Origin of the sequence: uncultured Cetobacterium sp. (assembly GCF_947038635.1) — a bacterium.
In the GTDB taxonomy this organism is placed as follows: Bacteria; Fusobacteriota; Fusobacteriia; order Fusobacteriales; family Fusobacteriaceae; genus Cetobacterium_A.
The window spans coordinates 1-20,505 of sequence record NZ_CAMQXC010000028.1; the positions used below are offsets into that span (position 1 = coordinate 1).

Annotated in this window: 16 protein-coding genes; 8 read left to right on the top strand and 8 right to left on the bottom strand. The window is 29.4% G+C overall.

All coding sequences use genetic code 11. The features are described from left to right. Positions 1–306: 306 nt before the first annotated feature. Complete coding sequence (locus tag Q0V08_RS04505) at positions 307–987, bottom strand: hypothetical protein (RefSeq protein ID WP_297432465.1); 681 nt, start codon at positions 985–987, stop codon at positions 307–309. Between the two features lie 76 nt (positions 988–1,063). Beyond that, positions 1,064–1,195, bottom strand: a complete 132-nt coding sequence (locus Q0V08_RS04510) for a hypothetical protein (protein WP_297432467.1) — start codon at positions 1,193–1,195, stop codon at positions 1,064–1,066. A gap of 167 nt (positions 1,196–1,362) precedes the next feature. On the opposite strand from Q0V08_RS04510, the gene Q0V08_RS04515 reads away from it, so the two are divergent. Next, positions 1,363–2,061, top strand: a complete 699-nt coding sequence (locus tag Q0V08_RS04515; RefSeq protein ID WP_297432469.1) for a LexA family transcriptional regulator — start codon at positions 1,363–1,365, stop codon at positions 2,059–2,061. 11 nt (positions 2,062–2,072) lie between these two features. On the opposite strand, the gene Q0V08_RS04520 is transcribed toward Q0V08_RS04515, so the two are convergent. Beyond that, positions 2,073–3,797 carry a sigma 54-interacting transcriptional regulator gene (locus Q0V08_RS04520; RefSeq protein ID WP_297432472.1) on the bottom strand — a complete coding sequence of 575 codons (1,725 nt, stop codon included), beginning with the start codon at positions 3,795–3,797 and terminating at the stop codon, positions 2,073–2,075. A gap of 268 nt (positions 3,798–4,065) precedes the next feature. Here Q0V08_RS04520 and dpaL point away from each other — a divergent pair, with 268 nt between their 5' ends. Genes dpaL through xdh form a run of 7 tightly spaced genes read left to right on the top strand, consistent with a single transcriptional unit; the run spans position 4,066 to position 14,488 of the window. Then, the gene (dpaL, locus tag Q0V08_RS04525; RefSeq protein ID WP_297432473.1) at positions 4,066–5,280 is read left to right on the top strand and encodes a diaminopropionate ammonia-lyase; all 1,215 of its coding nucleotides are present in this window, start codon (positions 4,066–4,068) and stop codon (positions 5,278–5,280) included. A gap of 33 nt (positions 5,281–5,313) precedes the next feature. Continuing rightward, positions 5,314–6,501, top strand: a complete 1,188-nt coding sequence (locus tag Q0V08_RS04530; protein ID WP_297432476.1) for a YgeY family selenium metabolism-linked hydrolase — start codon at positions 5,314–5,316, stop codon at positions 6,499–6,501. A 15-nt stretch (positions 6,502–6,516) separates the two neighbouring features. Then, positions 6,517–8,100, top strand: a complete 1,584-nt coding sequence (locus Q0V08_RS04535; protein WP_297432478.1) for a D-aminoacylase — start codon at positions 6,517–6,519, stop codon at positions 8,098–8,100. Between the two features lie 10 nt (positions 8,101–8,110). Further along, on the top strand, positions 8,111–9,436 hold the full coding sequence (gene ssnA, locus Q0V08_RS04540) for a putative aminohydrolase SsnA (protein ID WP_297432480.1): 1,326 nt from the start codon (positions 8,111–8,113) through the stop codon (positions 9,434–9,436). 21 nt (positions 9,437–9,457) lie between these two features. Further along, entirely contained in the window at positions 9,458–10,801 is a 1,344-nt protein-coding gene (locus tag Q0V08_RS04545) for a nucleobase:cation symporter-2 family protein (RefSeq protein WP_297432482.1), read from the top strand. A 19-nt stretch (positions 10,802–10,820) separates the two neighbouring features. Then, positions 10,821–11,918 (top strand): 4Fe-4S binding protein, encoded by a 1,098-nt coding sequence (locus tag Q0V08_RS04550; RefSeq protein WP_297432484.1) that lies wholly within the window; start codon positions 10,821–10,823, stop codon positions 11,916–11,918. Positions 11,919–11,932: 14 nt separating this feature from the next. After that, a complete protein-coding gene (gene xdh / locus Q0V08_RS04555) occupies positions 11,933–14,488 on the top strand; it encodes a selenium-dependent xanthine dehydrogenase (protein WP_297432486.1) in 2,556 nt (851 codons plus the stop codon). Positions 14,489–14,525: 37 nt separating this feature from the next. Here the strand turns inward: xdh and hydA are convergent, their stop codons facing one another. The 5 genes from hydA to Q0V08_RS04580 all read right to left on the bottom strand — a co-directional run. Beyond that, on the bottom strand, positions 14,526–15,869 hold the full coding sequence (hydA, locus tag Q0V08_RS04560; protein WP_297432488.1) for a dihydropyrimidinase: 1,344 nt from the start codon (positions 15,867–15,869) through the stop codon (positions 14,526–14,528). A gap of 62 nt (positions 15,870–15,931) precedes the next feature. After that, a complete protein-coding gene (locus Q0V08_RS04565) occupies positions 15,932–17,410 on the bottom strand; it encodes a DHA2 family efflux MFS transporter permease subunit (protein ID WP_297432489.1) in 1,479 nt (492 codons plus the stop codon). A gap of 14 nt (positions 17,411–17,424) precedes the next feature. Then, positions 17,425–18,588, bottom strand: coding sequence for an HlyD family secretion protein (locus Q0V08_RS04570; RefSeq protein ID WP_297432492.1), 1,164 nt, complete (start codon positions 18,586–18,588; stop codon positions 17,425–17,427). Between the two features lies 1 nt (position 18,589). Continuing rightward, positions 18,590–20,020, bottom strand: a complete 1,431-nt coding sequence (locus Q0V08_RS04575) for a TolC family protein (protein WP_297432494.1) — start codon at positions 20,018–20,020, stop codon at positions 18,590–18,592. 179 nt (positions 20,021–20,199) lie between these two features. Then, the coding region (locus Q0V08_RS04580) for a phosphopantothenoylcysteine decarboxylase (RefSeq protein ID WP_297432496.1) at positions 20,200–20,505 on the bottom strand (306 nt) is incomplete at its 5' end.

The following is a 20,505-nucleotide window of genomic DNA, read 5'->3' on the forward strand; positions in this document are numbered from 1 at the left end:
GTATATAATTATAATACTTTTTATATATGAACAAAGTAAAATATATTGTTTCAATGTGAAATTAATTTCTGATTTTTTAATTATATAAATTTATTTATTTTACTTAAAAGTGCTGAGAAATAGAGAGAAGTATAAAATTCTATTTTTAGCATAAAAATTTTTTTGTTCAAAAATATGTGAAAACAATATTAAAAAAACAGAAATAACAAATATAGAAAAAATAAATAGGCTATATTCATAAAATGAATTCATTGAAACAAAAAAATAAAAAAGGGTAGTAACTACACTTAATACTACCCAAAATGTCTAACTATTTAATAATGAAAAAATTGTAATACTTTGAAAAACAATATCATAAACTAAAGCTAAAGCAGGTATCTTACTATCTATATGAGGAGCTAAAGAGATTTCAACTCTTTTAGGTTGTATATTTAAATTTGAATTTGCTTTTTTAGAAATAGCAGTACCTAATCCAAATTGAATACTTTGAACTTCAGGAATTAAAGAGAAAGCTATTTCAGAAAAAAGGCTTTTAAATTTATTCATATCAGTATTTTGAGGTAGATTTATTTCTAATGAGCTACCTAAAGCATCGTTAGTAATAATCATCTTTTGTATAGCTACCCTAATATATGCTTCATTTTTCTCACCATGAAATATTCCTCCAATTTCAAGAGGATTTACTGTAGGAATTTCTGAAAGAAGTTTTTTACACAAAGCTCCAACTAAAATCATAGCTGAAGGTAAATCACCATTTGTATAGATAAACACAATATCTTCACCATTAGTTTTTTCATCTACAATTCCAGAAATAACATCAATTTCTTCTTTAGGATTAGGAGAGTAACCCTCCATGGTTCTTTTAGATAAATCTTTTCCAAAATCTAAAGCAGTTATTGATATATCTTTAGGAAAATTTATAATTGTTAGCTTTATACCATTATCTATATTTTCAAAATTTATTTTAATTTTTTTACCAAAAATCATAAAAACCTCCAAGATTAAATTTGATTTATTATATATTATATAATAAAATTTACTTAATCTCTAGAAAAAAGAGAAATTAATTTTTTAAAAGACATTTATCTAAGCATAAATTAAGTAGTTCTTTTTGACACTGCTCCCAAGTTCCAATAATAAAAACTCCATTAGATTCAACTCTCCAAAAGTGATTAGAAACTCTTTTAAATCTCATTAATACTCCTCCTTAGATTTTCTACATAAATGTATAAGAAAAAAATAAAAAAATTTAAAAACTATCTATTAGAATTATACTTTAATGTAGAAAAAAAATCAAATATTTTTTTACATTTTTGTAGAAAAATAGTATAATAAATTAAAAAACTAAGAAGGGAGGATAATGTGAAGACTAAATTTGGTAATTATTTAGAAAAAATGATGATGAAAAATAATTATACATTAGAATATATAGCAAAGCAAACAGATTCTTCTCTATCTGTAGTAGGTCACTACAGAAAAGGAATTAGAATTCCTAAAGATGATTTTGTAGAAAGATTTATTGAAAAATTTATAGAAACAGATAAAGAGGCAGATGAAATTAGATATATAGTTGCTTATGATAGAACTCCAGATTTAATAAAAAGAAAATTAGATGGAAATAATCAAGATGAAAAAAATAAGCAGCAAGCAGAGATAATAACTTTACCACTCTTAGGTAAAGCAGCAGCAGGATTAGGTCATATAAATTTTGAGGATAATACTAGAATGGAAGTATTATCTTCTATTTCAAATGTAGAATTGCCCAAGGATGCTTATTTAGTAGAGGTTAGTGGAGATTCAATGTTTCCAACTCTATCGGACGGAGATTTAGTTATAATTAATCCAGTTCAAAAGCAGATGAGAATGGTAGATGGAAAAGTATGTGTGTTTAGTTATCATGATCAAACATATATTAAGCGACTTAAAATTAGTAAAAATGAAGTAAGACTTGTATCTGATAATAGTGATAAAAAGAGATATTCAGATATTGTTATATCTGACGAAGAATTAGAGTATTTAAAATGCTATGGAGCTGTTATAGAAAGTAGAAGAAAACACTAGGAAATAATTTCCTAGTGTTTTAAATTATATTGCTCAATTTTTCTATATAAAGTGGCTATTCCTATTCCTAAAATTTTAGCAATTTGTTTTTTACTTTCTGTTGAATCTCCATATTTTATTAATAAATTATTAATCATTTCAATTTCCATACTTTTAAGAGTTCTTTCTTGAGATATTTCAATAGATTTAGTTATGAGTAATTTTTGTGGAAGATGATTATATGATAAAACGCCATTCTCTCCCATTAAATTAATCATATATTCAATAGTATTTTCAAGTTCTCTTACATTTCCCGGCCAAGTATACTTTTCAAAAATATTTAGAACTTCAGAAGAAATATTAACAAAATTCTTTTTAAAGAGAGTAGCGTATTTTTCAGCAAAATGTTCTGCAAAAATAAAAATATCTCCAGTCCTTTTTCTTAAAGGTGGAACTTCAATAGGAACAACATTAAGCCTATAATATAAATCTTTTCTGAATTCGCCCACTTCAACTAAGTGTTCTAAATTTTGATTTGTTGCAGCAATAATTCTGACATCCACATCAATAAGTTGATTTGATCCAATCCTAATAATTTTTCTTTCTTGTAAAACTCTAAGTAGTTTAATTTGCATATATAAAGGCATATCTCCAATTTCATCTAAAAATAATGTTCCTCCATTAGCTAATTCAAACTTTCCAATTTTTCCTCTAGGATCAGCTCCAGTAAAAGAACCTTTCACATAACCAAAAAATTCACTTTCAAGAAGAGCCTCAGGAATAGCTCCACAGTTTATTGCTATAAAAGGTTGGTTAACTCTATTACTATTCATATGTATAGTTCTAGCAATTATTTCTTTACCTGTTCCACTTTCTCCTGTTATTAGAACTGTTGATGGATTTTTTGATATTTTATTGATTCTTTCAAATAATTTTTTCATAGAATCAGAATAGAAAATAAAATCTTTGACAAGAGTTCCAGTAGTTGAGTTTGTAACATGTAATATTGAATTATGAAGAGCTTTTTTTTCTTTAAAAATTAATACTTTTTCAAAAGGTGAAAAAGTAAAAATTTCTCCAAAAACATCAAGTTTTTTATCATTATAAATAATTGAGTAAGCAGTTTTTCCCAAAAAATTATCATTTAATGGCTGAATAAATAGATTTTCTTGAAGGATTTTAGTATTAAAAAGTTTTGTGGAAACTTCGTTCATATGTGTTAATAAATGGTTATTATCATAAATCAAGATTCCTTCTTCTATTTTATTAAGTATGACTTTTAGAAACTCTTTTTTAGATTCAGCATAAGAATTTTCTAAAGAAAGATAGGCTTGGGATGAAATAAAACCAGAAATTTGTTTTAAAAAATTTAGATATTTTTCTTGTTTATCAATAAAATTTAATTTTTGTTGATTATTAAAACAAATAAGCCCAATAACTCCAACCACTTCGTTATTTAAAAAAATAGGTGTTGAAACTTCTAATTTTTCCCTACAATTTTCAATAGATGGACATCTATTACAGTGGATATCCTCTTTTGGATTTAAAATTACGTATTCTTTTCCTGTTTCTAAAACTTTTTTATAGATATGTGATTCTTCAGTCATAGATTGTCCAACTTTATTTTTAAGACGACCAGTTCCACCAACTCTAATAAAATTTTTATCCATGATTTCAACATCCATTTGGATAATTTGAGAAATAGTTTCAGCAAATTTTTGAATATCTTTTCTTAAATTAATTAATATATTTTTCATAAATCACTTCCTTAAAAAGTTAATTATCAAAATGATAATTAAATATAGAGTTAACCTTAAATATTGAGGTTTTAAATATTATCAAAATGATAAATATTATCATAATGATAATATATCATTAAAATATTTATTTTTAAAAATATAAAAAATATATACGTAATGTTCAAAAATAAAATTAATAAGATGAATATAGAAATTATGTCATTTAGTTTTGGTATGAAAATTGCTTATTATATGAGTGGAGATAAAAATTAATAAGGAGTGAGATATGGAAAATAAAATTAAATATGCTTTTAATGAAATTGAAAAGGGAGATAATTATGAAAGTTGCTTAAATATTTTAACTGAGGATGAAGTAGTAAAAGCAAAGAATTTTCATAGTAGTTTTCCACAATATAAAGAAACACCGTTAGCTAAATTAGAGAATATAGCAAAAACTATAGGACTTGGTGGAATATTTGTAAAAGATGAATCATATAGATTTGGATTAAATGCATTTAAGGTTTTAGGTGGATCATTTGCTATGGCAAAATATCTAGCTTCAAGATTAGGTGATGATATATCTAATCTAGGTTATGAAAAGTTAATTTCTAAAGATATAAAAGAAAAGTTAGGTGATGTGACATTTTACACAGCAACAGATGGTAATCATGGAAGAGGTGTTGCTTGGACAGCTAATAAATTAAATCAAAAATCTGTTGTATATATGCCTTTTGGATCATCTGTAACAAGACTTGAAAATATAAAAAAAGAGGGAGCAGAAGCTTCAATAACTGATATGAATTACGATGATGCAGTAAGACTTGCAGCAAAAAATGCAAAAGAAACAAATGGAGTTGTAGTTCAAGATACAGCATGGGAAGGATATGAAGAGATTCCAGCATGGATTATGCAAGGATATGGGACTATGGCTTTAGAAGCTATTGAACAATTAAAAAGTTATGGGGTAGATAGACCAACACATATATTTGTTCAAGCGGGAGTAGGATCTTTAGCAGGTGCAGTTCAAGGTGTATTTGCTTCTATATATGGAAAAGATTGTCCAATTACGGTTATAGCTGAATCAGATTTAGCAGATTGTCTATATAAATCAGCTTTAGCAAAAGATGGGAAACCAAGATTTGTAGGTGGAACTATGCAGACGATAATGGCAGGATTAGCATGTGGAGAACCAAATACAATAGGATGGGAAATTTTAAAGAATTATAGTACAGCATTTTTATCATGTCCAGACTGGAGCGCAGCAAATGGAATGAGAATATTAGGAAACCCTTTAGATGGTGACGAAAGAGTAAAATCTGGTGAATCTGGAGCAGTGACTATGGGAGTTCTTTATGAAATTATGACAAATGATGAGTATAAAGAGCTAAGAGATAAATTAAAACTTAATAAAGATTCAAAAGTATTACTATTTAGTACAGAGGGAGATACAGATCCAAAAAAATATAGAGATATAGTTTGGCTTGGTGAATGTACAAAATAATTAAATTTAAAATAAAAATTTTAGGAGGAAAAAATGTTTTCTAAAGAGAGAGAGAATCAAGTTGTAGAGTTATGCCAAGAGTTAATAAAAGCACCAAGTTATTCAGGAGAAGAGGGAGAAGTAGTTGAAGTAATAAAAAAAGCTTTTGATAGACTTGGATTTGATGAATACTTTGTAGATGAGTATGGAAATATAGTTGGAAAAATTAAAGGTAAAAAACCAGGAAAAAAAATCTTATTTGATGGACATATAGATACAGTGCCAGTTCCAGATAAAAGCAAGTGGACTTTCGGACCTTTTGATGGGACTATAGCTGATGGAAAAATATATGGAAGAGGAACATCAGATATGAAGGGACAAGTTGGAGCTATGATATCAGCGTGTGCTTATTTTGCGAAAGATTGTGATAAAGATTTTGAAGGAGAAATCTATGTAGCTGGAGTTGTTCATGAGGAATGCTTTGAAGGAATTGCAGCAAGAAAAATAAGTGCAGCAGTTAAACCAGATTATGTTGTAATTGGAGAGTGTTCAGAACTTAACTTGAAAATAGGTCAAAGAGGAAGAGGAGAGATAGTTGTAGAAACATTTGGAAAACCAGCGCACTCAGCAAATCCAGATAAAGGAATAAATGCAGTTTACAAAATGGCTACAGTAATTCAAGAGATAAATAAATTAGAGCCGCCAGTACATCCTGTTTTAGGAAAAGGAATTTTAGAACTTGTAGATATAAAATCAGCACCATATCCAGGAGCTTCAGTGGTACCTGAGTATTGTAGAGCTACTTATGATAGAAGACTGCTAGTTGGAGAAACAATGGAAAGTGTAATAAAGCCATTACAAGAATTAGCAGAGAAACTTATGAAAAACGATCCACAAATGAAGATAAAAGTATCATATTCAGTTGGAAAAGAGAAGTGTTATACAGGAAATATAATAGAGGGAGAAAGATTTTTCCCAGGATGGCTATATGAAAAGGATGATGAATTTACAAAAATAGCTTACGAAGGATTAAAATCTGTGGGATTAAATCCAGAAATAACACAATATTCATTCTGTACAAATGGGTCTCACTATGCAGGAGAAGCAAAAATACCAACAGTTGGATTTGGTCCATCAAGAGAAAACTTAGCTCACACAATAGATGAACATATAGAGATAGAGCAATTACTAAAAGGAACAGAAGGTTATTACGGAATTTTAAAATCTCTTTACAAAAGATAGAGAAAAGGAGAGGTCATGAAAATATTAATAAAAAATGGATTAATCGTAAATGGGAACAATACAGTGCCATTTTTAGGTGACTTATTAATTGAAAATAACAAAATAAAATCAATAGGTAAAGTAGATGAAGAAGCTGATAAAATCATTGATGCAACAGGAAAAATAGTTTGTCCAGGATTTATAGATACTCATAGTCATTCAGATTTGATGATTTTGGTAAATCCATATAACGAAATAAAAATAAGACAAGGAATAACAACAGAGGTTCTAGGTCAAGATGGAATTTCAATGGCGCCATTGCCAAAAAAATATATAAGTTCTTGGAGAAAAAATATTGCAGGATTAGATGGAGAGTCAGATGAAATTAATTGGGAATATGAAACTACTGATAACTATTTAAAAATGATGGAAGAAAATGGAGTTGGATTAAATGAAGCATATTTAGTTCCTCATGGGAATATAAGAATGGAAGCTATGGGATTAGATGGGCGTCCAGCCACAGATGAAGAGATTAAGAGAATGTGCGAAATAACAAGAAGAGAGATGGAAGCTGGAGCGTTTGGACTATCAACAGGACTTATATATATACCTTGTGCTTATTCAGAGACAAAAGAGATTATTGAAATGTGCAAGGTAGTTGCTGAATTTGATGGAGTATTTGTAATTCATCAAAGAAGCGAAGCAGATACAATAGTTAATTCAATGAGAGAAGTTATAGAGATAGGAAAAAAATCTGGAGTAAAGATACACTTTTCCCATTTTAAAGTTTGTGGAAAAAATAACTGGAAATACTTAGATGAGATGTTAAATTTGTTAGAAGAAGCTAAAAAAGAGGGGATAGAGGTTTCGTTTGACCAATATCCTTATGCAGCAGGAAGTACTATGTTAGGAGTAATATTACCTCCTTGGGCTCATGCTGGAGGAACAGATGAATTAATGAAAAGACTTGAAAATAATGACTGTAGAAATAAAATGATTTATGACATGGAGAATGGGATTCCAGGATGGGATAATTTTGTAGAATTTGCTGGATTAGATCAGATATTTGTGACATCAGTAAAAACTGAAAAAAATAGTGATTTAATAGGAAAAAATCTTTTAGAAATTGGAAAAATTAGAGGAAAAGATCCTTATAATGCAACTTTTGATCTTTTGTTAGAAGAAGAAAATGCAGTTGGAATGGTTGATTTTTATGGATTAGAAGAACATGTTATTAAAATTTTGAAAAGACCAGAGCAGAATGTTTGCACAGATGGACTTTTAACAGGGAAGCCTCATCCAAGAGCTTATGGATCGTTCCCAAGAGTTTTAGGAAGATATGTTAGAGAACAAAAAATTTTAACAATAGAAGAAGCTATTTTTAAAATGACAAAAAAAGCTGCAACCTCTTTTGGAATAAAAAATAGGGGAATTATAGAAGAGGGATATTTTGCGGATATTTTAGTTGTAGATTTAGAAGAGGTAATCGATAAGGGAACATATGTAGATCCAATACAATATCCTAAAGGAATAGACTATGTTTTAATAAATGGAAATATTGTATTAGATAATGGGAATTATCATAAAGTCCTTGCAGGAAATGTTATTAGAAAAAAATAGAGGAGGTTTTATGCTAATTGGAAATGGAAGAGTAATTACCCACGATAAGGAATATCCATATTTTGAAAATGGGGGAGTTTTAATAAAGGATGGAAAAATATTAGAAGTTGGGGAAAGTGACATTTTAAAAAAGAAATATCCTAATGAAGAATTTATTGATGCTGAAAATAATCTAATTATGCCAGGACTTATTAATGTACATCATCATATTTACAGTGCTTTTGCTAGAGGGATGAAATCCTCTGGTAAAGCACCTAAAGATTTTCAAGAGATATTAGAAAATCTTTGGTGGAAAGTAGATAAAAAATTGAATCATGAAGATATTAAATATAGTGCACTGACAACATATATAGACTCTGTAAAAAATGGTGTAACAACTGTATTTGATCACCATGCTGGTCCGAACTCTATAACTGGAAGTTTAGATGTTATAGGTGAAGCTGCAAAACAAGTAGGAATTAGAAGTTGCTTATGTTATGAGGTTTCAGATAGAGATGGAGTAGATATTGCTGAAGAGGGAATAAATGAAAATATAAGGTTTATAAAAAAATGTGAAAATGAAGATGAAAACATGTTAAAAGGAATGTTTGGACTCCATGCTTCATTTACATTAAGTGATGAAACTTTAAAAAAATGTCAAGAAGCAATGCATGGGTTAGGTGTTGGATATCATGTTCATATAGCTGAAGGCATAGGTGATTTAAATGATTCTTTAGAGAAATATGGGAAAAGAGTTGTTGAAAGACTTTCAGAATTTGGTATTTTGGGAGAAAAAACAATAGGTGTTCATTGTATCTACATCAATGAAAAAGAGATGGAGATTTTAAAAAATACAAAAACAAATGTAGTTCACAATCCAGAATCAAATATGGGTAATGCTGTAGGTTGTTCTCCAATATTAGAGATGTTTTCTAAGGGAATACATTTAGGATTAGGAACTGATGGATATACAAGTGATATGCTCGAATCTTTAAAAGTTGGAAATATAATCCATAAACATGAAAAACGAGATCCTTCAGTTGCTTGGATAGAATTACCAACGATGCTTTTTAAAAATAATAGAAAAATAGCAGAACAATATTTTAAAGATTCAATGGGAGTTCTAAAAAAAGGAGCACTAGCAGATGTTATCATTGTAAGTTATGATCCTTTAACAGAATTAAATGAAGAAAATTATAATAGTCATCTTCTATTTGGAGTAATGGGAAGAGATGTTGTAACAACGATTATAGATGGAAAGATTGTTATGAAGAACAGAAAAATATTAACACTAGATGAAAAAGAGGTTTTTAAAAATTCAAGAATAGTTTCAAAAAAAATGTGGTTAAGAGACTAAAAGTTTAAAAGCGGAGGAAAAATGGGTGTTAAAACTATGGAATTAGAAAAAGGTATTGTAGAAGAGGTTCATCAAAAGTTAGAAATTAAAAATATGTTTTTATTAGGAATACAACATGTAGCAGCAATGTGTGCAGGAGCCATAGCTGTTCCTATGATTTTGGGAGAAAGTTTAGGTTTGGGGCAAGAGGAAATTAATACTTTAGTAAGTGCAACACTTATGATGGCAGGACTAGGAACATTTATTCAAACCTTAGATATTCATGGAAAAATAGGAGCAAAATTACCGATAGTTGAGGGAGTAAGTTTTGCAGGTGTTTCAGCTTTAGTTGCTGTTGGGCTAAGTTATAAAGGTACTGATCCAATTTTTGGTCTGCAAGTTATGTTTGGAGCAACAATAGTATCTGGAATTTTTGCATTTTTAGTGGCACCAATGTTTGGAAAACTTCTAAAATATTTTCCACCACTAGTATCTGGAGTTGTCGTTACTTCAATGGGATTATCCTTAATTCCTGTAGCTTTGAGATGGGTAGCGGGAAGTCCAAAGAGTTCGAGTTATCTGAGTATTAAAAATATAATTTTAGCATTGATAACAATAGGAATAGTATTAGCTATTCAAAAACTATCTAAAGGATTTTTAGGAAATATTGCAATTCTTTTAGGTATTTTTTTAGGGACTTTGGTAGCAATTCCTATGGGATTAACTGATTTTTCAACTTTAAATGAAGCTACAGCCTTTACAATAAATACACCACTACAATTTGGATTTCCAAAATTTGAATTAACAGCAATTCTATCACTATTTTTAGTTCAATTGGTAATAATGACAGATGCTACAGGAAATCAAATAAATTTATCTGATATCTGTTCAGTAGAACCTAATCAGGAAAAGATTGTAGCAGGATTAAGAGGACATGGTTTAACAAGTATTATAGCTGGATTTTTTAATAGTTTTCCTCACTCTTTGTTTGGTCAAAATGTAGGTATTGCTGCAATAACGGGGGTAAAAAGCAGATTTGTAGGAACTGCAGCAGGAATAATACTATTAGTTGTTAGTTTTTTTCCTAAATTAGTAGCAATTTTAACATCAATTCCTTCTCCTGTATTAGGTGGAGCAGGAATAATAATGTTTGGAATAGTTGCAGCTAATGGAATAAAAAGATTAGGAACAATAAGTTATGATGGAAATAAAAATCTTGTAATAGTGGCTACAAGTTTAGGAATGGCATTAGCTCCAATAGCTGCTCCACAATTATTTAGTAATTTTCCTCAATGGGGAAAAATTTTATTTCAAAGTCCAGTAACTTTAGGAGCATTAACAGTTTTAATTTTAAATATTGTATTTAATGAGTTCAATAAAAAATAAATTTTTGGAGGAATATAAAATGGCTAATATAAAAGTAAATTTTGCAGGATTAGAGTATGATAACCCAGTAATAGTGGCGGCGGGACCACCATCAAAAGATGCTCAGGCTATAAAAGAAGCAATGGAAGGAGGAGCAGCCGGTGTAGTTGCAAAAACAATTTCTAGTGAAGCAGCAGAAATTCCAAAACCTTGCATGTATGATTTTAAAGGAAATCATTTTTTAAATACAGAATTATGGTCAGAGTTATCTCCAGAGCATTGGGTAGAACAAGAGTATGAAAAGTGTAAAATTAAAGGTGAGCCATTAATAATAGGTCTTGGATATGTAAAAGAGGATATAAAAAAATTAATACCAATGGTTGATAAATTTGCAGATGCATATGAGATATCAAGTCATTATGTGGGAAGAGATTTAACACCAATGTTAAACACTTTAAAAATGGCAAAAATGTTAACAAAAAAACCAGTATTTATGAAAGTGTCTCCAGGAGTTGAGAATTTAGGAGATGTAGCTAGAGCATTAGAAACTGCAGGTGCAGATGGATTAGTTGCTATAAATTCTGTTGGACCTTGTTTATCAATTGATTTAGAAACTGGAAAACCACATATGGGAAGTAAAAGTGGATATGGATGGATGTCTGGTGCAGCTATAAAACCTATTGCTATGAGAGTAGTATATGAACTTGCACAAGCGGTAAAAATTCCGATTTTTGCAGTAGGGGGAGTTACAAAAGGAGAGGATGTAATAGAGTATGTAATGGCTGGAGCAACTGCTGTTCAAGTTTGTACCCAAGGTATAGTAGAGGGACCTAAAGCTTTTGGTAGAATTGCTAAAGAAACTAATAATTGGTTAGATGCTCATGGATATAGCTCATTAGATGAAATAAGAGGAATAACAATAAAGCATATGGAAAATATTAAAGAAAATAACTATATGACTGTTCCTCCTAAAGTAGAAGTGGAAAAATGTGTAGGATGTGGAATTTGTAAAATAGTTTGTGGTTATAAAGCTATTGAAATAGAAAATAAAAAAGCAGTTATAGATATAGAGAGATGTTTTGGATGTGGAGTTTGTACATCAAAATGTCCTACAAAAGCATTATCAATACCAAGATAAAATAGGGGGACTCTATGTTTAAAATAACTATAAATGGAAAACTTATAGAGACAAAAGAAAAGAAAAATCTGCTAGATTTTTTAAGAGATGATATGGATTTTATAGCAGTAAAAAATGGTTGTGGAGAGGGAGCGTGTGGTGCTTGTATGGTCCTTATTGATGGAAAACCATTTAGAGCTTGCCTATTAACAACAGAAAAAGTAGCAGAAAAGAATGTGTTTACAGTAGAGGGCTTAACAGAGTATGAAAGAGATGTATTTGCTTATGCCTTTTCAAAAGAAGGAGCAGTTCAATGTGGATTCTGTATTCCTGGAATGGTAGTTAGTGCAAAAGGATTGTTTTTAAAAACTTTAGAGCCAACTAAAGATGAGATAAAATTAGCATTAAGAGGAAATATCTGTAGATGCACAGGATATGTAAAAATAGTAAAGGCTATAAAAGAAGCAGCACGAATTTTTAGAAATGGAGAGATTGTTCCTAAAGTAGAGTGTAAAGGATTAATTGGAGAAAATACATTTAGAGTTGATGCTAAAGAAAAAACATTGGGTAAAGGAAAATATGCAGAAGATATAAAAATTCCTAAAATGATATTTGGAGGAGCTGTAAGAACAGCTCATCCAAGAGCTTTAATAAAAAAAATAGATACAAGTGAAGCTGAAAAATTAGAGGGTATTGTGGGAATTGTAACAGCAAAAGATGTTCCAGGACATAGAAATATAGGACATTTATCTTTTATATCTGATTGGGATGCCTTGATAGCTGAAGGTGAAGTAACAAGATATATGGGGGATGCTTTAGTATTAATAGGCGCAAAATCTAAAGAAGTTTTAAAAAAAGCTAAAGAATTAGTAAAAATTGAGTATGAAGTTTTAGAACCAGTAATTGATCCAGAGGAAGCATTAAAAGAGACTACACCAAAAATCCATGAAAAAGGTAATTTATTATTTAAACAAGTTTTAAAAAGAGGAGATATAGAGAGCGCATTAAAAGAGGCTAAATATGTTGTAACTAATGTGTATCATACTCCTTATACAGAGCACGCTTATTTAGAACCAGAAAGTGCTACAGCCATACCAAAAGAAAATGGTATAAAAATAATAACAAGTTCTCAAAGTGTTTATGATGAACAAAGAGAGGTTGCTAGACTTTTAGGATTGGAATTATCACAAGTTGAAGTAGAGAGTACTTATGTTGGGGGTGGCTTTGGTGGAAAAGAAGATATGTCTGTTCAGCACCATGCAGCATTACTAGCTTGGAAGTTAAAAGTTCCAGTTCAATTTACATTGACTAGACAAGAAAGTTTAGCAGTTAGTACAAAACGACATCCAATGAAAATAGAGATGACAACAGCATGCGATGAAGATGGAAAGCTTTTAGGGATGAAAGCTAAAATTTTAGCAGACACAGGAGCGTATGCTTCTTTAGGAGGGCCTGTGCTTCAAAGAGCATGTACTCATGCAGCTGGGCCATATAACTATCACAATATAGATATAGAAGGAATAGCAGTGTACACCAATAATCCTATTGGTGGCGCATTTAGAGGATTTGGAGTGACTCAATCAGCATTTGCCACTGAAAGTAATTTAAATAAATTAGCAGAAATGGTTGGAATATCTCCTTTTGAAATACGTTATAGAAATGCTATTGAGCCTGGTATGGTTTTACCAAATGGACAGATTGCAGATCCTGGAACAGCATTAAAAGAAACTTTACTAGCAGTTAAAGATGTTTATGAAAATAATAAATTAGCAGGGATAGCTTGTGCATTTAAAAATGCAGGAATAGGAGTGGGATTACCTGATGTTGGTAGATGTTTACTTTCAATAGAAAAAGGAAAAGTTCATATAAGAACAAGTGCAGCTTGCATAGGTCAAGGAGTTGGAACAGTTGCTTTGCAAATGGTTTGTGAGACTGCAGAGCTATTACCTAAGGATATAATTGTAGAAATGCCAAGTACGAGTAGAACACCAAACTCTGGAACTACAACAGCCTCAAGACAAACAGTATTTACAGGAGAAGCAACTAAAAGAGCTGCCTTAAAGTTGAAAGAAGCCTTAAAAGATAAATCTTTAGAACAATTAGAGGGAGAAGAATTTTTAGGTGAATATTCTGGGGTAACAGATCCTATGAACTCTGAAAAAGAGTATCCAGAAAGCCATGTAGCTTATGGATATGCGACTCAAGTAGTTATTTTAGGTGAGGACGGAAAAATAAAGAAGGTTGTTGCAGCACACGATGTAGGAAGAGCAGTAAATCCTAAAAATGTAGAGGGACAAATCGAAGGTGGAGTAGTAATGGGATTAGGTTACGCTTTAACTGAAGATTTAAAAGTAGAAAAAGGAGTTATAAAATCAAAATTTGGAACGATAGGATTACTAAGATCAACAGACGTGCCAGAAATTGAATCTATAATTATAGAAAAAAATAAAGAAGATTTAGCTTATGGAGCTAAGGGTGTTGGAGAAATTGTTGTAGTTCCAACAGCACCTGCAGTTCAAGGAGCGTATTATAAATATGATGGTAAATTTAGAACATCGTTACCATTAAAAGAAACAGCTTATAAAAAATAGAAAAAAAGGAGAGAAATAAATTTTTCTCTCCTTTTTTCTATTTTCTTTTTAGAAATACTCCTTTAAAAGCTTCATTCTTTAAAGTTCCATTTTCGAGTATTAAATTTCCTCTAATAAATGTAGAATGAATTTTCACTAAAGAAGTGTAATTTTTAAATACACTATAATTAGCTTTTGAAATAGGAGTAGTAAAATTAAAATTTTCTAAAGAAAGTATAACTATATCAGCATCGCTTCCAATTTCAATGGCTCCCTTTTGAGGGTATAAACCAAAAATTTTAGCTGGATTTAATGAGCAAGTATTTAAAAAACTTTTAGCAGTTATATTTCCTTTTAGGAATTCAGAAAACATAATAGAAATTCTTTCTTGTACTCCAGGGATTCCATTTGGACAAACTAAAAAATTCTCCTTTCCTAGAGTTTTATCTTTAAGTGAAAAAGTACAGTGATCTGTTGCAACAACATCAATATAGCCTAAGTTTATATAGTTTTGAATAGCGATATTATCCTCTTTATGTCTAAGAGGAGGACTTAAAATATAGTTTTCACCATTGCTTTTAAGATAATAATCTTCAGTAAGAATAAGATATTGAGGGCATGTTTCAATGAAAAATCTCATTCCACTATCTTTAAAGTTTTTCAAAATATCTAAAGATTTTTTACAAGATATATGTACGAAATATAACTTTTCAAATGCAGTTGTTTTCGCTAAAGTTAAAAGTCTATAAACTGCTTCACTTTCACTATAATCGGGTCTTGATTTACTGTGATAGATTGGAGTTGTTAATCCTTGTTTTTTGTATTTTTCTTTTAGAAATTCAATTATTCCATGATTTTCAGCATGGACACAGACAACAACATTTAATTTTTTAGCAATTTCAAATATTTTTAAAATTTCATAATCATCCATTAAATATGTATATGTCATATATAGCTTAAAGCTCGTAATACCTTTATTTTTTAAGTTTAACATCTGTTCTTCTATATCATCAGGAACATGTTGAAGAACACCGTGAAAAGAGTAATCAACTGGAGAAATTTTAGCAAACTCCATATAATTGTTTATTTGAAAATCTAATGGACATTTATTTGGACCAAAACCAGGGTGATCAACAATAGTTGTAGTTCCACCATAAATAGCAGCAAAACCTCCAGAATAGAAATTATCAACAGAATTTATGCCAACATCAATATTGAAATGAGTATGCACATCAACTCCTCCAGGAATAATAAATTTATTAGAATAATCATAAATTAATCCATTAAAATTTTTTAAAGGAATATCACCAATATCTTTAATTTTTTCATTTTCAATAAGAATATCAGATTTAGTTAATCCATCTTCAGTTAGAATAAAACCATCTTTTAATAAAATTTGCATATGTAAAACCTCCAATAAAAAAATTGCTTACTATATTATTAATAAGCAATTTTTATTCCAAATTATGTAACTGGTTTTGTTGATTTAGCGAGGAAAAGGAATGGTATCAATAAAAGAGATATAACTCCACTTCCAATTAAAACATCATTAATTCCCATAATAGAAGATTGAACAACAACTTGTTGATTTATTAAAGCCAGTGATTGAGCTGAAGTACTAATAGCACTATTAATATTAGGGTTTGCAGTAGTTATGCCAGAAGCCATCATAGTGTGATGAAAAGCCATTGTATGATTCCATGCTGGAATAACTAATGAGGTTCCTAAACTACTTCCAATATTTCTCATGAAATTGTAAATTCCAGATGCACTAGCTAAGTTTTCGTCACTAATATTTGAAAGGGTTAATGTATTTAAAGCTATAAAGAAAATACCAACACCAAAACCATTGAAAAATCTGGTTAATCCAACATAAGCTGGAGTTATTTGTGGGGAATAATTAGATGTTAAAAATGTTGATATGCCTAATAGAAAAAATCCAAGAGCAGCAACCTTTCTAGAATCTAAGTGATCTATTTTTTTACCCAATATTGGAGCTACCATTAAAATAGCTATACCTAAAGTACAAGTGGATTTTCCACTAATAAAAGCTGTATATCCCATATAGTTTTGTAGCCAAAGAGGTATAGCAACAACACCACTGAAGTAAGCTAAGACGGAAAACATCAGCGAAAAGGAACCCACACAGAAATTCCTATTTAAAAATAACCTCACGTTAACCACAGGAGATTCATGATGCCATTCCCAAATAACCAAGAGGACTAAAAAAATAAAAGCTGATATACTAAGAGCAATAATAGTATTATTAGAAAACCAATCTAAATCGTTTCCTTTATCTAACATTAGTTGTAAAGAGCCAACACCAATGGCTAAAAATATAAATCCAATTATATCAACAGGTTCTTTAACAGTTTTTTCTTTAGCGATATCTTTTTTAAAGATATAGTAAACAATTAAACTAGATATAATACCAAAAGGAAGATTGATATAAAAACACCATCTCCAAGAAGCAGTATCAGTTACCCACCCTCCAAGAACAGGGCCAACAACTGGTGCGATAACAATAGTCATAGACCAAATTCCTAGAGCGATTCCTTTTTTTTCTTTAGGGTATAGTTGTAACATAAGTGTTTGAGATAGAGGAATCATACTGGCTCCTACAACTCCTTGTAAAATTCTCATAGTCAGAAGAAAATTATAAGAAGGACTAATACCACAAAGCATACTAGCTAAAGTAAAAAGTAATGTTGCACCTAAATACTGTTTAATAATTCCTAAACGTTTAGTTAACCACCCGATAAGAGGTAAAAATATAGCTTCGGCTACAGCGTAAGAAGTTATAACCCACGTACCTTGATCAGGAGCTACAGCAAAATCTCCTGCAATATGACTTAGAGAAACATTAACAATAGTCATATCGAGGACGTTCATAAAAGAACCAATAGCTAGAGCAATTGTAGCAAAAATAATTGATGAGTTCATAATATAGAACCTCCTTAAAAGCTATTATCTTTAACTATTTTTTCAATTAATACATTTAATTTATTTTCATCAATTTTATAAAGTTCTGATTTTTGTTCTTTAAATTGATTTGGAATATCAACATTTTTATTTGTATTAACTGTGACAGTTAAGCTTGTTCCAATTGGTAAAATTCCATTTTTTTCTAAACTTTCATGATCAAAATCAATTCTAACAGGAACTCTTTGAACAATTTTAATCCAGTTTCCAGTGGCATTTTGTGTTGGGATTAAAGCAAAAGCACTACCAGATCCAGCAGATATTCCAGAAACAACTCCTTTGTAAGTTTTACCATTTAAATCACTAACAATTTCGACATAATTTCCAGGTTTGATATCTCCAAGTTGAGTTTCCTTAAAGTTTGCATTAACCCAAGTTTTATTTAAGTCAACAACAGTAAAAAGTGTTTGTCCAGCTTTTACTTGTTGTCCTAATTCAACTTGCTTTTGAGCAATAGTTCCAGAAATTGGAGAGAAAATTTTAGTTTTTTCTAAATTATAATAAGCATTTTTTAAATTTTCAATAGCAGCTGCAACAAGGGGATGAGAATAGATATCATTGCTAAAAGCTTGAATTTTGCTATTTTCTAAATTAGTTAAACTTTGTTCATAACTATTCTTACTATCTATATATTTGAAATTAGTTGTATCAAAGTTCTCTTTACTTGTTATACCAGTGCTACTAGATATAGTTTGTCTTTTTAGTGTTTTATCAGCAAGAATTAAGTTAGCTTTAGCAATTGTAACACTATCTTCATTAAGCTTTACACTATTTTGTAACGTATAATATTTTCTAACTGCATCTGCTAATTTTGTTTCAGCATTTTTTAAAGCAATTTCATAATCAATAGTATCTAATTTTATAACGGGAGTACCAACATTGATAGATTGAGTATCCTCTACGTTGATTTCATTAATAACACCGCTAACTTGCGTTGTTATAGAAACTTGATTTCCATGAATATAAGCATTTTCAGTTTCTTCATATCCTTTTAAAAAAAAGAAATAATAAAGTAGATATAAAATTCCAATAGCAAGTATAATTAAAAGAAAAATACCCATCTTTTTTTTAGCATCTTTTCTATTTTTATTTTTAGTTTCATCTGTCACAACAGCTTGATTTGTAGTTTGATTGTCCAATTTATTTCACCTCATTTTTATAGTAACCACCAAGGGATCCAATTAAATTAATTTGATTTGTATATAATGTAAAGTTATTTTCAAGATAACTTAACTCAGTATCAAGTAAATTATTTTTTTGATTTAGTAGTTCAAGTTTTGATATGCTACCAATTTGATATAAGGTATTGTTATCATTATAAGTAGACTTTACATTGCTATAATTTTTTTTCTCTAATTCATTATTTGTTTTTGATGTTTTTAAAGCATTAAGATTATTATTGATATCTTGATAGGCTTTAATTAAATTATTGTTATAGTTTTCTATAAAAATATTTAAATCAACCCCAGCAATATTATAATTTTGAGTAAGTGTATTTCTATTAAATAAAGGTAGATATAAACTTGGTCCAAACTCCCATAACGTACTATGTGCTTTTAATAAATCTTGAATATTTAAATTTTGATACTCATATTTTCCAGTAATAGAAAATCTAGGATAAAAATCAGCTTTTAAAGACTTTAAATTTTCTTTCTGTGAATTAATTAAAGCTAAATAATATTTTACATCAGGTCTATTAATCACTATATCTGAATCAATATATTGAGGAATATTTAAAAAATAATCAAATTCAGGAGTATTATAATCGATATTTGATAGAATTTTATCAATATTTTTAGATTTTACATTTCCAACAAGAGAATAAAAACTATTTTTTAAAGTAGTTTTTTGAGTAGTAATCTCGGTAATTTTTTGATTTAAAGAGTTAACATTATTATCAGCATTTAAAATGTTTTCCTGATTTCCAAGTCCAGTTTGATAAAGAATTTTTTGGTAGTTTAAAACCTCTTTTGCAATATTGAATTTTTCTTTTAGTATATTTTCCTCTTTTGTAAGTAAAATATATTTTCCATAAAGATTTGCAACTGTTGTTGAAAGAGTTAGAGTACTCCATTCCCCTTGAAGTTCTGTAGCTAATTTTGAATATTGAGCTTGATTTTGTAAAGCATCAAATTTTCCCCAAATATCAAAGATATATTGTCCTTGAATTGCTAAAGACCCCATATCAATAGTATCACTATTCTTTATATCTTTTATAGGAAGATCTGTTTTTACATGAGATGTCAAAACATGATTTCTATTCCAGCTCCCCCCTAAATCGATACTAGAAAGATTAGAGTTTTTTGTAGAGTTTAAGGTGTACATCGCTTTTTCAATGTTTAGTTTAGCTATTTTAATTTCACTATTTGTTTTTAAAACTTCATCAATTAGAGAAATCAATTGTTGGTTATTTGTGCTAAGCCACCATTGGTGTGACTTAAAAAAAATGTTGCTATTTTGTGGTTTGTTTTCTGTAATTAATGTTTTAATAGGAGTTTCAGTAACCTTAGGAGTACCAAAACAGCCTGTTAGTAAAAAAGGCAAAATAACAAAAAAAATATAAGATTTCATAATCCCTCACTCCTAATAAAAATCTTCTAAATTAAAAAAAAAATTAATTTAGTAGGATTTTATAGATTTATATTGTATTTATATTAATACTACTTAATAATTGTTCTTAAAATATTTAAAACTTCCTACAAAAATTTATTAAAAAATGAAAAACAGGTAATTTTTACCTGTTTTTTTGATTACATTTTAACTTCTTTTAAAATTTCATTGAAGATATGTTTTGCAATTTCAGATTTAGGTTGTTCTTTGTAAATAATATTTTCTCCAGATTTTTTTATAATTTGTACACTATTAGTTGATTTTTGCATATTTTCAGCGTTATTAGCAACAATAAAATCTAAATTTTTCTTAATTAGTTTTTTCTTTGCATTTTCAACAATATTTTCAGTTTCAGCAGCAAATCCAACTAAAATTTGATTTTTCTTTTTTTCTCCCATATTAAATAGAATATCTGGATTTCGCTCTAACACTATTGTTAATTCCCC

What these genes read in the sequence shown, in the direction of transcription:
- Q0V08_RS04575 (WP_297432494.1), bottom strand. Translation starts at nt 20,020, where the DNA reads ATGAAATCTTATATTTTTTTTGTTATTTTGCCTTTTTTACTAACAGGC.
- Q0V08_RS04565 (WP_297432489.1), bottom strand. Translation starts at nt 17,410, where the DNA reads ATGAACTCATCAATTATTTTTGCTACAATTGCTCTAGCTATTGGTTCT.
- Q0V08_RS04535 (WP_297432478.1), top strand. Translation starts at nt 6,517, where the DNA reads ATGAAAATATTAATAAAAAATGGATTAATCGTAAATGGGAACAATACA.
- hydA (WP_297432488.1), bottom strand. Translation starts at nt 15,869, where the DNA reads ATGCAAATTTTATTAAAAGATGGTTTTATTCTAACTGAAGATGGATTA.
- Q0V08_RS04505 (WP_297432465.1), bottom strand. Translation starts at nt 987, where the DNA reads ATGATTTTTGGTAAAAAAATTAAAATAAATTTTGAAAATATAGATAAT.
- Q0V08_RS04550 (WP_297432484.1), top strand. Translation starts at nt 10,821, where the DNA reads ATGGCTAATATAAAAGTAAATTTTGCAGGATTAGAGTATGATAACCCA.
- Q0V08_RS04545 (WP_297432482.1), top strand. Translation starts at nt 9,458, where the DNA reads ATGGGTGTTAAAACTATGGAATTAGAAAAAGGTATTGTAGAAGAGGTT.
- Q0V08_RS04530 (WP_297432476.1), top strand. Translation starts at nt 5,314, where the DNA reads ATGTTTTCTAAAGAGAGAGAGAATCAAGTTGTAGAGTTATGCCAAGAG.
- ssnA (WP_297432480.1), top strand. Translation starts at nt 8,111, where the DNA reads ATGCTAATTGGAAATGGAAGAGTAATTACCCACGATAAGGAATATCCA.
- Q0V08_RS04520 (WP_297432472.1), bottom strand. Translation starts at nt 3,797, where the DNA reads ATGAAAAATATATTAATTAATTTAAGAAAAGATATTCAAAAATTTGCT.
- Q0V08_RS04510 (WP_297432467.1), bottom strand. Translation starts at nt 1,195, where the DNA reads ATGAGATTTAAAAGAGTTTCTAATCACTTTTGGAGAGTTGAATCTAAT.
- xdh (WP_297432486.1), top strand. Translation starts at nt 11,933, where the DNA reads ATGTTTAAAATAACTATAAATGGAAAACTTATAGAGACAAAAGAAAAG.
- dpaL (WP_297432473.1), top strand. Translation starts at nt 4,066, where the DNA reads ATGGAAAATAAAATTAAATATGCTTTTAATGAAATTGAAAAGGGAGAT.